Genomic DNA, 13,453 nt, shown 5'->3' with positions numbered 1-13,453 from the left:
GATGTGGGAGGACTATAAAAAGGCGCTGACGGAATCGCCGACCTACAAAGCCGAGATGCAGAAAGCGATAGCCAGCGGTGCGTCGCCGTACCTGGCGCAACTAGTGAAAGACGTCACGCTACCGAAGGATGAAAGCAAAATCACGGCGTCGGATATCGCGACCAACGCGGTGGTGGGGGCGGTAGTTGCCCAACTGTCGGGTCAGGATACGGCTAGGGCGGTTGAATAAAAATCCTCAGGCCCCTTCAAGTGATAGAACTGCGGCGGAAAACGTTCTGAAAGATATGCAAAATGCTCTTAAGGGTAAGAAGTGATGGATAAGTATGTTAATGAGTATCTGAGTATTTTTATTCAGAAGTCGGAATATATAAAAAATGAAGTAAATAAGAGTTTCGAGTATTGGTATCCAGATCCACCGCCGACAATTTTATTATTTTCGCTAGTAGGTAAAGCGCTAGTTAGCCAATTAGCCACATTAGAGCAGTCAGATAAATCAATTTTTTTCCAGCACATCGAAACCGGAATGATGTCAGACAATGATGACTTGGCAACGGCGGTAGCAACTGGGCTTATTGAGTCTTTAGTTACAACCACCGATGAAAATGAGTCTATGTGGAAAAAAATTGAAAGTTGTCTCTATACTGAATCAAAAAAGCACGCGCTATCGTGGAAAAATTTTGGGCAGTAATGAAAATTTCCTGACTCAATAAAAGTAATCGTAAAAAACCCCGGCCCTAAAAAGGCCGGGGTTTTTTATCTGACCTTAGAACCGCACCTCAGTTTCAATGACCAGTCGGTCCGCATTCAACATTCACAATCACCGACTGTCCAGCATTAAAATCGAATTCTTCCAGCCAATTGTTGTAAGCTTAAGCTGCAGGCTGGGCGGTTTTTTCCCGCCGCTGGAGCTCTTTTACTTTAGTCGTGTGGGGCTCTGGTTTAGAATCGCGTTCAGCCATGATTAACTACCTCACTTAGTTGGTTGCGGTGCTCGAGTGTCGCAGCCATGCGTTATTTCTTGCCTGTTTATGACTTCTTTTTTATAGATAAATACATGATCAGCTTTGACGATGCTTTAGAGAAAGCTAATAAATATTTGGAAGGTGATGAGCCTTCCGTTGTAATAACGTTGATTGGCCGTTTTACTGAAGGGTGGGTTTTCTGCTTTCAATCAAGAGAGTATCTTGAAACTGGAGATTCATCTGCGCTATTGGCGGGTAATGCTCCATTCATCATTGATAAAGATAGTGGCGAAATACATTCATTAGGAACTGCATATCCTATTGAAAAATATTTACAGGATTATAAAAAAAGGAAAAAAAACTTAAGCTAACAAAGATCCCAACCAAATTGTTATGATCGTCACTTTGCCGATCCTCAGACTCAATCACCAGCGTACCATGCTCAACGGTAACGTATAGAATATCAGGGACATAGATCGTTTCCCTCTTTACTCTGGGCAGTAAGAATAATGCTGCTGACGCTGGCCTAACACTATATTTTCTGCAATTTTTTCCCACATGTAAGATGGGTTGGAATACATAGGGAAGTGTCCGCAGTGAGAGACTTCTGCTAGTAAAACACCGTGTTTCTCTATATTTTCAAGATAGCTCAGGGAGCGATTCTGTTCACCAAACATGAACATTTTAGGGCATGGCAGTTTGAGAAATTTGTCCATCAATGCGCCGTGATCGGATAGATGAACCATCGAGCTAAAAATGCCCTTTACCGCATCGACGTGTACTTTATTTGGTAAATTAGCTGCGTAGAGAGCGCTGGAAAAATAAGGCGAAAAACGTGTTCTTTCAATGAAGTGTTCAAAAAACTCACCAGCGTTATCACTAGGATAATTTATAATCTGACGGCTCAAAAAACAATCTTCAGGTGCGATATTTCCCTCTATATTGGTAAAAGATAATACGCGTTCGGGGTTCTGATCTGCCAAGAGTAATGCGGTTAATCCGCCCATCGAATGGCCGACTAAATGACATTCTAGAAATCCCATCGCATCCAGCATGGAAATTGCTGTTTTTACAAGAAAGGGGATGGAAACTGACGTAACATCGTTACATTGTGTTTCACCACATCCCGGTGCGTCATAAGCCAGAAAAGGATGACCATCGAAATCAGGGTGTAGAACGATATCTGCGTAGTCCTCCTTAGTCGAGCCGAATCCATGTAAAAAAACAATCGGCGCTTTTTCTCCATGACGTGTTATGGCAGAGATAGTGACATGAATTCCATCGATTGATTTAGAGAATTGCTGTTTCTCAAAAGGAGCCATGGTGACCTTAAATAGGTGGAAATTGGCTACTTTCATCTGTCTGTATTGATATGTAAATTCGTTTTTATGTATCTGTATGATACTAAAATAAGAATAGAACTTTACATTCCACTCGCATAGTGTTGATTGGTCTATCAGGCGGAGGCAATACATTGAGTAAAATCGATTATAGATTAATCAAGCAATTGTATTTATTCCTTGCTGTTGCTGAAGAAGAGCATTTTGGTCGGGCGGCAGCGCGACTTGGGATGTCTCAGCCTCCGCTGACTGAACAGATAAAAATACTCGAGCAATCTTTGAAGTTAACATTATTCGAACGTTCACGGCGTGGGACGACCCTTAGCCCTGCCGGAAAAGCTATTTTGCCGCAGGTCAAAAGATTTGTTGACCATATGGCGTCGTTAGAAAAAATGGTGAAAGAAGTCGCTCAGGGAAAGGTCGGTGTGATCCATATAGGTGCAATTACATCGGCGATGTTTGATGTTGTCCCTGAATTTCTAAACTATTTTAAACATCACTATCCCGACGTAACTGTTTTTGTTAATGAGATCGACAGTGCTGAAGCTATTTCATCATTATTATCTGGGAAATTGGATATGGCTTTTGTCAGGGTTGAGGGGGATATTGGACAGACGCTGAAATCTATACCGCTGACAGAAGATTTATTGGGAGTCGCATTGCCTGTAGAACATCCTATGGCCTGTAATAATGAAATTCGGCTTGGCGATCTGAAAGATGAAGCATTCGTTATGTCATCACGACGTGTGAACCCGACATATTTTGATATATTGACCTCGGCTTGCAGAGAAAATGGTTTTAATCCACGAATTCTGTATGAAGTTCGTTCAGTGACGGCGCAAATTGCTTATGTGAGTTGTGGACAAGGCGCTGCTCTTGTCCCTTTGAGCATGAGTCGCTTTATTCCTGGTAATGTCCGTTTAATTCCTCTCAAAGAATCAATAAAAATAGTAACCGCTGCTTTAGTTTGGAATCCTGGTAACGGTCATCCTCTTGTTGAATATGGGGTTAAGTGGCTAACGCAATACGTGGCTAATAAGAAATCCGTATTAACCTATTAGGTAATTGGTATTTCACTTTATTACTCAACCTCTCCACAATGTCGTATGCCACAGACATTTAGGATGAAATACGATTGTGAACAGTTATCTGAGTTTTGCCGCTATTGCACTGACCGTTGTTTTCATGCCAGGGCCAGGAACAGTAAAGTCGATCGCCAACTCAATAAACTATGGACTAAAAGGGTCTATCGTTGGCATTTCTGGATTAACCATCGGTGTCTGTGCGGTTGCCGGGCTCTCTGCAACCAGCCTGGGGTTGCTCCTTGTCTCATCACCACATGCCTTTAAAGCCATCTCTTATTGCGGTGCTCTTTATTTGTTCTATCTTGGTGTGAAGTTGTGGTTTACTCAAAGTAAAGTTATGACGATTGAGAATGCGAAAGTCGTTAGAAAAAGACGTATTTTCACAGAAGGCGTGCTCTTACAATTTACGAACCCAAATGCTATTTTGTTTTTCTTTTCTATTTTTCCTCACTTTATTGATAGGCGACAGGATTACTTACTGCAATTTTTATCTCTGGTGGGAATCTTCTGTTTAGCGTTTGTCTGCGCGCATGCAACATATGCGACGATTGCCTATAAGGCGAAGTCTATTTTTAATCGTGAAGATAATACACTACTGAATAGGATCAATGCTGTGTTCTTTATTTTATTATCTGTTTATCTGGCAAGCAGTTCTTAGCGTAATCACATACGTCCCGAACCATGATAGATATAATGTGAATGTTAACAATGTTTTATTATTACGTCGTGATTGATAGATGTTCATTTAAAGTGGAGAGTAATAACTCCCAGAGTTTATTTTTTAATGCAAAATGGGAGGAATAGCAACTCTAATGTTTTTATTTTGTTATAATGTCAAATAATATCATTAAAAATGAAATTATTGCGAAAGGTAAGTAATGCAATGCTATCTTATTTTCACCTGCCATGCTTAACCTGCACTAAACACAATAATTCCATTTTTTATCCATTCAATATTTTTAACTATATTGTTCGCTTTTTCTTCGTATGTGCTTTTATTTAATCCTGTAAACTCAATACTTAATTCCCCTAGTCGAAGCAGGGAGATTAGCCTCGAATGGTCGATATAACGACGATGGCTCACGTGCTTCTATTTTGATTTTATTTTTGACGATCCTCTAACGTCGATCCAATCCTGCGCGTCGCTGGCTTGCGATCCGCTGGTCACACCGTTGCCGTTTTAACGGCGGATAGTTGTCGTTTGTCGGTATGGGTTTTATTCATTAAGTGAAGGAAATCACAATGCAATACACTGGGAAGTACCTGAAGAAAACAGTGCTGATGCTGGCTATGATGGCCGGTCTCAGCGTCGGGCAAAGTCAGGCTGGCGTCGAAATTGAAACGCGCTCGCTGGATCAAATCTATAAGAGTGCGTTGAGAGAAGGCGGAACGGTTACCGTTTACGCTGGCGGTGACGTGCAGTCGCAGCAGGCTGGTTTCAAGCGGGCATTTGAGACACGTTTTCCTGGCATGAAACTGAATGTGATTGTCGATTACAGCAAATACCATGATGCCCGTATCGATAATCAACTGGCGACCGGTACGCTGATTCCTGATGTGGTGCAACTGCAAACGGTGCAGAATTTCCCACGCTGGAAAAAGGAAGGGGTGCTGCTGAACTACAAAGCGCGTGGCTGGGATAAAATCTATCCGGAATTTCGTGATGCAGATGGTGCCTGGACCGGTGCCTATGTCATCGCATTCAGTAATTTGGTCAACACCCAGCTTCTGGATGAAAAATCCTGGCCGCGTGAAGCTAATGATTACCTTCGTCCCAATCTGAGGGGCAACCTGATTCTGGCCTATCCTAATGACGACGATGCGGTGCTGTTCTGGTACAAGCTGGTCGTGGATAAATACGGCTGGGATTTTGTTAAAAAACTACAGGAGCAGGACCCCGTCTACGTGCGCGGCACTAATGTCCCCGGTGCTGAAATCGCAACGGGAAAATATAGCGCAACGTTTACCAGCTCCGGCGCGCTCGTTCCGGCTGCGGATGCTGTGACCCGCTTTGTGTTGCCGAAGTCCGATCCTTTTGTTTCCTGGGCGCAACGCGCCGCTATCTTCAAACAGGCTAAGCACCCAGAAAGCGCCAAGCTGTACCTGAGCTGGGTACTGGATCCGCAAACGCAAACTCAGGTTTCGCGTATGTGGTCTGTGCGTACTGACGTTGCGCCGCCAGAGGGTTACAAGCCTATCTGGGAATACCGTAACACCCGCCCGCAGGCGTTTGCTGATTTCATGTACGATCGTGGTGCGGTCGAACGTTTCCGCGCACAGATGAGCCTGTATGTCGGTGAAGCGAAAGGCGAACCGACGCCGGGCTGGCTTGGCGTGCACCCAGAGGTGCCTCTGGTTAACTAACGTTTGAAATTATTGCGTTACTTCATGCTGGTCACGTTCATCGTGGCCGGCATTACGTTCTGTAAGTTCCACGTGTTAAGTACCCCTCGATTAGCACTACGCGATTAAATATCAAGCCCGATAATGGCGGTCTTGTTCGGTAAAGGGGTGAGCAGGGTAAGTAAGAGAAGATTGCCAATGGCAGCGAACCACCATTGGCATGTTGAGGATTAACGCTTACTTCTTATTGTTGGGTTTCAAGGTTTCGCCAACGTTCAGCAGGAAGATTTCGTTATCGCGAGTAGATATGCGAGTTGAACCGTCTTCCATACGGTAGCCGCCCTCGGTGAAGCCCGCACCATTCAGGAATGGGGCAACGGACTGTGGCTGATTGCGTACCGCCGCTTCCAGCGCTAACAGAGCATAAGGCTCGATGGTATCGACATCAGCATATTGTCTGTTGGGATCGGCCATGAAGAAGCCGTTCTTATAACGCGTGCTGATAATGTTATCGCCCACTTTTTCCGCCAGCGACAGATAGTCTTTCACTTTGCTCGCCTGATACAGATCCAGCAGCGCGAACAAGGCGTAAGGATCGTTGTTCTTGGTAGCGAGATCCACTTTGACGTCTTTACCCGCCGCTGAACCTAACTCACCCAGCCCTTGTGCGCGAGCGATGCCGCGTGCGACACGCCACAGTTCGGCGTCCGGTAAAACGGTATAGGCGCGAGCATACGACAGCAAGAATGAGTTATCTGCGGGATAAGGCTTGATCACCGTGCCTTTTTTACCGTAGTAACCATCACGTGGCAGAACGTAGTTGGAGAGATCTTTGCCGTTAGCGAGCATCGGGCGGAACGTGTTATCGGACTCGTTATAGGCATACTTGGCAAAGGCTTTCAGGCCATCGGTTGTCCAGGTCAACAGTTCCTTGCCTTCCGCGCCTAAATCTTTACCCAACTGAAGCTGCATGAGCGCATTTTCGGAATAGATCGTACTGGTGCGTCCTTTCAGCATCATATTGCCTTCCAGCGCGGTAGGGCCGAACTCTGGGCCGAACTGACGCTGGGCGCGATCGCCATATTTGGAATGCGTATCGGCATCGTCGGTGGTTTCATCACGCTTCAGCGCCTGAGTAAACTGATACACGCCAAGTCCGGTTGCTTTATCCCGTGGCAGCACATACTGCTGTGCCAGACGTTTTGCCCAGACCAGCGCGCCGTCTTCTTTATTGTATTTGTACAGTAGCGAGGCGGAATAGATCAGATCGTTCCCCGCATTCAGGAAACTGAGGCCTTTGGTGGCGAAGAAGGGCGGCTGTTGCTCAAACGGACTTTGCCAGAGCGCGCCCATTTTTTGCCCGTATTTACCGTGGCGACTGGTTTCCATGATTTTCCAGTCATAAACGTGCGCATTCCAGAAACCGCGAATAAAGCGTGCGGTGGCCTCTTTATCAACGCTGAACATCAAATCGTAGTAGGGATAGGCATTTTTCAGCTCATGCACCATCTCTTTTTCGCTCGGGCCTTCCGGCTGCAGCGTTTTTAAATCAACGAAACGGTGACCGCCCCAAATCAGCAGGCCGCTCTCATCCTGATAGTGCTGGAAGTGATACTTCACAATCGCTTCGGCGCGCTGCTTATAGCTGGGGTTGCCGCTCAGGTTACTTAACCCGACCAGCACGCGCATCAGGTTTTGCTGCGCGGAGAAGTTAGACAACACGGCATGGCGGCCGTCAGGGAAGATCCATTCCATCTGCTTGCCAGTACGCGGATCGATACCATCGGCGAGCAGCGGTGTGGGTGATTGACCGTGATACTGGTCACCGGCTTTGGTCAGCACGTTATCAACATACTGATTGACGATAGTGAGACGGTCTGGTGTAGCGGCGCTGGCCTGTAAAGCAACCAGACCTGCAAGAAGCGACAGCGCAAATTTTTTCATTTTTATCTACCTGTATAGCTTTTGTAATAAAGGGATCCTGCTTGATAAACAGGATCCCCGAGAAACATGGCATAGCAGTCAGCTATTGTTAGAAAGCTAAGTCGTTGTTAGAACGTATAGGTGAAGCCGACTTTCCCTTTTCCTTCACGCGATTTCACATCGCGCCCGCTGGCGACATCTTCAACGCCAACGTGTGCCGTCCAGTTGTCGTTGATGGTGTAAGACACATCAAAATCCTGCTGATAATCATGCTTTTTGTTGTTTTGCAGCACGTAATCCGCGTGGTAGTAGTAAGCGGTGTACGCCAGTGTGAAGTTATCGAAACCCTTGTAGGCCACACCCGCTTCATAGCGGTGACGGTGGGTATCATCATCCGTGCTGGTACGCTTGCTGCGGGTGATTTTTCTGAGGTCATAGCGATATTGCGTATGAAGATCCGTCTTGTCAGTCACCGCCCAGGTCAGTTTCAAACCTGGCGTATAGCGTGCGCCGGAACTCTGGCTGGCACCGATATCGCCTACGGTGCCTTCACCGCTGGTGCCGCCGGAGTAGAAGCGCGCTTCCAGATTCGGCGTTAAGGTTAGTTCAGGCGTTAAGCTGTAGGCATAGCCGGTATAAAAAGCATAAGAATTCGAGACGACATCATCGATGGTCAGATCTTTATTCTTATTATAAAAGTTCAGCTCAACGCCAACGTACAGGCCATTATCCATAAAATGCCGCATGCCGATTTGATCACCGTGGTAGCGATTCATCGTTCCCCAGCTATGTTCATAGCTGAGTTTGGTATCAGAGGCAGAGGCGGAAATAGCATAAATTTGGGCAAAGAGAATACCGGCCACAAGGTAGCGTTTTTTCATTATGGGCACCATTAATATTGGTCGTTAATTGTGAAAACTGTGCGCTGATAGACAAAATTCATTCATGAATTTATTTTTCCCTCAACGCGGCACGAAATACGGCGTGTTTCCTTTATAAAATTCGGTATTTCTTAGAAAACGTAGTTGAAACCAACTTTGATTTTCCCCTGACGGCTTGATGATGTGCTGGATTTGTTAATATCATCATACTCAATGTAAGGAGTTAGCTGTTTGTTTAACTTATATTGAACTTTGAACTGATGTTCATAATCCGTTTTACCATTGTCATAGACGGCGTATTCTTTTTCCGTGAATTCACCCTTGCTATATTTATACGATTTTGTGGTGTTATCACCGATATAGTAGTTAAAGACGTAAGTTAGATTAATTTTATCAAAACCAGAATACGTTACCCCAGCATCCAGACGGTGGCGTCCAGTGTCGGATGTTGACAAATAAGACTCTCCTGCGTGACCATATTTGTCAGACGCGGAAATGGTCGAATAACGCGAGCTGCGAGACGGTTTTTTATATTCATAACGGTAGCGGCCATAAGTGGACCAGTCGCTGTTAATTCGATAGTTATATTTCAGCCCCGGCTGATACATCATGCTGGCATTACCGATGGAGAATTCAAAGCTCGGCGTTAAGGTAGCGGCCTTGCTTAGCTTGAAGTCCTTACCGATCACCATGCCGCCAGAGCCGCCCTGCATATCGTCATAGGCAACGTCGTAGCGTTTGTTCCCACCAGCCGACGTACTGAATTTGACCTCGTACGACCAGCCGTTGGTTTTCTTGTGAATGAGCTTGATGGAGTCTGCGTGGCGGCGGTCTTCCGTCTTCCAGTTATGTTCGTACTGAAAGGTCGTTTTGCCATCGGTTTCTGCCTGAGTGAGGAAAGGAGCGAATCCGGCACAAACGATGAGTAGGTTACGTGTGTATATTTTCATTCTGTCTTTCTCTTTCTTGATGAATAAATAATATTATTGGCGAGTGCAGTCTCTATCTTTAAAACCAGACAGTGGATGCCATTTTTTGGGCGTAAAAATAGAATCACCAGAAATGATGATGACGCCATTAATAATGTCAGACAGGGCGAGATCCCTGGTAAATCAGATTTCTATCAGTTCATCGATGCTCCCTTATATATGATTTTGTTTGTGGGTATTTCAATCAGCGAAATGGCTTAGGCTGATGAGTGAATGTCGATAATTTATACCACTTACTGGTTGTCCTAATTATCAGCAGACTTGATAATTAGGTCGTGTGGCATTATGGTGAAAAGGAAACGCTGTTTCATTTATGTGGATCACACATTTGGTTACTCTTTGAGATTTTTTGTAATCATTTCGTCTGATTATTGTAAGAGTAAAGAAGGGCGGTAACGACGATCGTTGTTGTCAGGTTGGGAGATGTATCTCTTGATCGTTAATGATGATGGTGATATGTAATTGAACAGCTGTTAACCGGTTATCTGTCTTATTCTCCACATCATTCCGTGAATATTCTGTAGAAAGCGATTTCCATAAAAATGAATAAGCGGCCAATAGCCATCAAATACCCCTGAATATTTTCAGGGAACCTATCGCGTTTTCATTCCACTCACTTATACCCGTCATCCTGCGAGCGGCACGCTTGCTGGCCTTTCTGTACTCAAATGACGCGGGAGACTCGTTTGTTAAGCCTGACGACAGCAGAATGGAGACAGTAATGATCAATCGTATTGAGAACGGAAATCGGTGGGGAAATACCGCGCCTTTGCCTGCGCCACACAATACAGAAGCGAGTCGGCAGGGTGGACAAACGGCGGCATTGCCCACGGCACGGTCGGGTTCGCGCTCAATCGATTTTGGCGACGCGTCGCCGAGCCTGTCGCCAGTGCCTTCTGGCCAGAGATCAATGTCACCCGCGCGCGTGCTGTCAACTATGCAAATTGCCGACAGTTCACTGATTGCGGAACCCAAGCCTTCCGTCGATCTTCAGGCGATAGATAGCTCGGAGCACAGTAACGCCAGGGCATTGGAAAAGTGGTCGGCATTGTTGAGCGATCTGCCGGAAAACGAACGCGAAAAGGCGGCAAAGGAGCTGAATCGCCCGCTGGCGGCGGCGAAAATGTTACAAGAGGGCGGCACGAACGCGGAAAAAGCGCTTGTCTATCTGCGTGAAAATCCGGCGATCTACACTGCGATGGATACGGCAAAGGATGGCGGTAGAGCCGACGGACATATCTCGAATCGGGATACCAAATCCTTTATTAAAAGCATGGAGCGACGTGCCAGCGATGCCAGCCATGTTGTGCAGGAATATCGGGAAAAAAATCCGACAGCCGATGCACAGTCGCTGCGGTTAGTGCAATCTTCCGCGCTTTTGCTCGCCAACGAGCCGCTGCTTAATGCTGCCGATGCAAAAAAATCCTACACGCATTCTCCGCCGCAAAAGAACGATCGCACCAGCACCCTGACCGATCTGAACGCGATCATGACCGACAACCCGACGCTATCACCTCAGCTAAAAGCGGCTGCCCGACTGTGGTCTAATCCCGGGCTGTTCGGGATTCTGGAACATGCGGATGTCAAAGGAGAAAAACTGGCACGAGTCCCACATGATGGCAAACTGATGATGAAGGACATGAAAAGTTGGATCCGCGAACAGGCACCAGTGAACCATCAGGAAGCGGCAGATACGTTACACAATGCGGCGGCGTTGGGACTGGCGGCAAAAACCGATATCAGTACGTTGAATGGAGCCGTTTTTACCCGACCGCAGCAGTACAGCGGGGCGCAAAAGTCGGCGACGTTGGTCAAACTGCAACAGACGCTGGAGCAGGTCATGGCGGGGCGTGAATACCGGAATACCGAAGAAACAGAAAAGGTGTTAAATCAACGCATTGAAGCGCTACAGAAAGACAGAGATGTGATTCAGCATTTTGAGCAGGCGGTGCCGCGTGAAATAAACACCATTTTACTGTCCGATCCGCTGCTTGCGCAGGCGGCGATGAGCCAACGTTTCTCTACGATATCACCGACCGCGCCGCGAACGGTTGGACTTGATGCTTCCCCCTCGGCTGCATCACATGAGGGGATGGGAGTAAAAAGCGATGTGCAGGCGGTGAAAGAGGCTGGGCGCAGCGTGATGAGTTTTGCTAAATCGTCGCTACACGCAGAGGATTTAACCAAGGCGGCGGGGAGTAAAACGGCCATTGGGCTTGCTGGTAAAGCGGGCGCAGCGATTGCCGGAAAAGTCGTGGGGGCTATCGCGGGTGAGGCCGCTGGTGCGGCAGCCGCCTCTGCCGTTGGCGCGGCCGCAGGGCCGGTGGGATGGGCAGTGAGCGGGGCGCTCAGCATCGGTATGGGGATTGCGGAACTGGTGAACTTTTTCAATGCCAAAAGCAAACTCAAGAACCGGCGGGAGGATTTTGCCAAAACGGTTAACCCCGCACTGGAACAGTTCAATATTCCCAAACCGCGCTGATACGCCAGCTTAAATTTCGAGCTTAAATTTCAAAGCCAGGAGCGACTTCTTTTACTGGTTTTTTACACACTTCGGGTTTGGGTTGGTTCGCAGGAAGGTTTTTGCAGTCAGGCGCAAAAGGGTTCAACGCATCGCGATTCAGATAGAGCACAAACAGGATCAGAATGATGAGAGGGATAAGAATACGTTTTCTTTTCATGGCTATCTTTCTTGGTTGCGTTGCAAAAAATGTGTGTATGTTAAAAAAACAGGAAAAATTCTAACGCGTTACGCGGCTTTTGTCTTTAGCCTGCTCGATTTCCACCTTATTGTAGTCGTTTGGCGTGATGGTATCGGCAGGGCGGAAGATGAAAAAGATTCGATTTGCGGCGATTGGGTTAGCGCACAACCACATTTATGACATGTGTCGGCAACTGGTTGATGCAGGAGCGGAACTGGTTGGCGTGTTCGAGTCCGACCCAAATAATTGGGAAAAATTCATCTCGCTTTTCCCCTCCGTACCTTTTGCTGATTCTGCGGAACAGCTGATTGGCGACGCCTCTATCGATCTCATCGCCTGTGCCGTTATTCCCAACGACCGAGCCGAACTGGCGCTGCGCACGCTGGATTCAGGCAAAGATTTCTTCACCGCCAAACCGCCGCTGACCACGCTGGAGCAGTTGGATGCCGTCCAGCGTCGGGTAGCAGAAACCGGCCGCAAGTTTGCCGTGTACTTTAATGAGCGAATCAATGTGGATAGCGCGCTGTTTGCCGGTGAACTGGTGCAACAGGGTGAGATCGGTCGAGTGATTCAGACGATCGGTGTTGGCCCCCATCGTGAACGCGGCGTGCGGCCTGACTGGTTTTATCAAAAGCGTCAGTACGGCGGGATCCTCTGCGATATCGGTATTCATCAGATCGAACAGTTTCTCTATTTTACCGGCAACACCGATGCGCAAGTGGTGACCAGCCAGACGGCGAATTATCACCACTCGCATCAGCCAGAATTTGAGGATTTTGGCGATGCGATGCTGCTGGGTGACAATGGGGCAACGGGCTATTTTCGCTGTGACTGGTTTACGCCGGATGGGTTGAGCGTCTGGGGTGACGGCCGTCTGACGATACTGGGGACAGAAGGTTATATCGAAATCAGAAAGTATGTCGATTTGACGCGCGGCGAAAGCAACGTCGTTTATCTGGTGAATGGTAAAGGTGAACAGCGCTTTACCCCCGCAGGCTGCGTCGAGCGCACCTTTTTCCCGAATTTTTTGCATGACTGCCGTGAGCGCACCGAGCTGGCGATGTCGCAAGCGCATATCTTCAAAGCGACGGAACTGTCGATTCTGGCGCAGCAGGCCGCGAAGAAGATCGTTTAAAAGAACGCTTGTTCTGCGTATTCCTCCTGACAACCGTGCTCCGCAATGGCGCATGGTTGTTCCTTTTCTGTGCATGGCAACAAACCCCTCTCA

The 13,453-nt window shown here is 47.2% G+C and carries 13 protein-coding genes; 8 read left to right on the top strand and 5 right to left on the bottom strand.

What is annotated here, in order from left to right:
* Window position 1 precedes the first annotated feature (1 nt).
* The 3 genes from I2D83_RS11660 (at window position 2) to I2D83_RS11650 (ending at window position 1,333) form a co-directional block, all read left to right on the top strand.
* Window positions 2-229, top strand: coding sequence for a hypothetical protein (locus I2D83_RS11660; RefSeq protein ID WP_205946559.1), 228 nt, complete (start codon window positions 2-4; stop codon window positions 227-229).
* A gap of 84 nt (window positions 230-313) precedes the next feature.
* Entirely contained in the window at window positions 314-688 is a 375-nt protein-coding gene (locus tag I2D83_RS11655) for a hypothetical protein (RefSeq protein WP_205946558.1), read from the top strand.
* A 366-nt stretch (window positions 689-1,054) separates the two neighbouring features.
* Window positions 1,055-1,333 (top strand): YrhB domain-containing protein, encoded by a 279-nt coding sequence (locus I2D83_RS11650; protein ID WP_205948178.1) that lies wholly within the window; start codon window positions 1,055-1,057, stop codon window positions 1,331-1,333.
* Between the two features lie 117 nt (window positions 1,334-1,450).
* On the opposite strand, the gene I2D83_RS11645 is transcribed toward I2D83_RS11650, so the two are convergent.
* Window positions 1,451-2,320, bottom strand: coding sequence for an alpha/beta fold hydrolase (locus I2D83_RS11645; RefSeq protein ID WP_241007215.1), 870 nt, complete (start codon window positions 2,318-2,320; stop codon window positions 1,451-1,453).
* A 116-nt stretch (window positions 2,321-2,436) separates the two neighbouring features.
* Between I2D83_RS11645 and I2D83_RS11640 the strand changes: the two genes are divergently transcribed.
* From I2D83_RS11640 to I2D83_RS11630, 3 genes are all read left to right on the top strand, one after another.
* Window positions 2,437-3,363 (top strand): LysR substrate-binding domain-containing protein, encoded by a 927-nt coding sequence (locus I2D83_RS11640; protein WP_205946557.1) that lies wholly within the window; start codon window positions 2,437-2,439, stop codon window positions 3,361-3,363.
* A gap of 76 nt (window positions 3,364-3,439) precedes the next feature.
* Window positions 3,440-4,045 carry a LysE family translocator gene (locus tag I2D83_RS11635; RefSeq protein ID WP_205946556.1) on the top strand — a complete coding sequence of 202 codons (606 nt, stop codon included), beginning with the start codon at window positions 3,440-3,442 and terminating at the stop codon, window positions 4,043-4,045.
* A gap of 584 nt (window positions 4,046-4,629) precedes the next feature.
* Window positions 4,630-5,751: an ABC transporter substrate-binding protein gene (locus tag I2D83_RS11630; RefSeq protein ID WP_015840400.1), complete on the top strand. Its 1,122-nt coding sequence runs from the start codon at window positions 4,630-4,632 to the stop codon at window positions 5,749-5,751.
* Between the two features lie 216 nt (window positions 5,752-5,967).
* Here the strand turns inward: I2D83_RS11630 and I2D83_RS11625 are convergent, their stop codons facing one another.
* The 3 genes from I2D83_RS11625 to I2D83_RS11615 form a co-directional block, all read right to left on the bottom strand.
* On the bottom strand, window positions 5,968-7,674 hold the full coding sequence (locus tag I2D83_RS11625) for a pectate lyase (RefSeq protein WP_180779019.1): 1,707 nt from the start codon (window positions 7,672-7,674) through the stop codon (window positions 5,968-5,970).
* Window positions 7,675-7,781: 107 nt separating this feature from the next.
* Complete coding sequence (locus I2D83_RS11620; RefSeq protein WP_205946555.1) at window positions 7,782-8,534, bottom strand: oligogalacturonate-specific porin KdgM family protein; 753 nt, start codon at window positions 8,532-8,534, stop codon at window positions 7,782-7,784.
* 131 nt (window positions 8,535-8,665) lie between these two features.
* The gene (locus I2D83_RS11615; RefSeq protein ID WP_180779017.1) at window positions 8,666-9,484 is read right to left on the bottom strand and encodes an oligogalacturonate-specific porin KdgM family protein; all 819 of its coding nucleotides are present in this window, start codon (window positions 9,482-9,484) and stop codon (window positions 8,666-8,668) included.
* A 760-nt stretch (window positions 9,485-10,244) separates the two neighbouring features.
* On the opposite strand from I2D83_RS11615, the gene I2D83_RS11610 reads away from it, so the two are divergent.
* On the top strand, window positions 10,245-12,005 hold the full coding sequence (locus I2D83_RS11610; RefSeq protein WP_205946554.1) for a type III effector HrpK domain-containing protein: 1,761 nt from the start codon (window positions 10,245-10,247) through the stop codon (window positions 12,003-12,005).
* Window positions 12,006-12,027: 22 nt separating this feature from the next.
* Here the strand turns inward: I2D83_RS11610 and I2D83_RS11605 are convergent, their stop codons facing one another.
* A complete protein-coding gene (locus I2D83_RS11605) occupies window positions 12,028-12,204 on the bottom strand; it encodes a hypothetical protein (RefSeq protein ID WP_015840395.1) in 177 nt (58 codons plus the stop codon).
* A 148-nt stretch (window positions 12,205-12,352) separates the two neighbouring features.
* On the opposite strand from I2D83_RS11605, the gene I2D83_RS11600 reads away from it, so the two are divergent.
* Entirely contained in the window at window positions 12,353-13,360 is a 1,008-nt protein-coding gene (locus I2D83_RS11600; protein WP_205946553.1) for a Gfo/Idh/MocA family protein, read from the top strand.
* Window positions 13,361-13,453: the final 93 nt, after the last annotated feature.

This window comes from Pectobacterium aroidearum, assembly GCF_015689195.1.
Taxonomy (GTDB): Bacteria; Pseudomonadota; Gammaproteobacteria; order Enterobacterales; family Enterobacteriaceae; genus Pectobacterium; species Pectobacterium aroidearum.
This window is presented reverse-complemented; position numbering and strand designations above follow the sequence as displayed.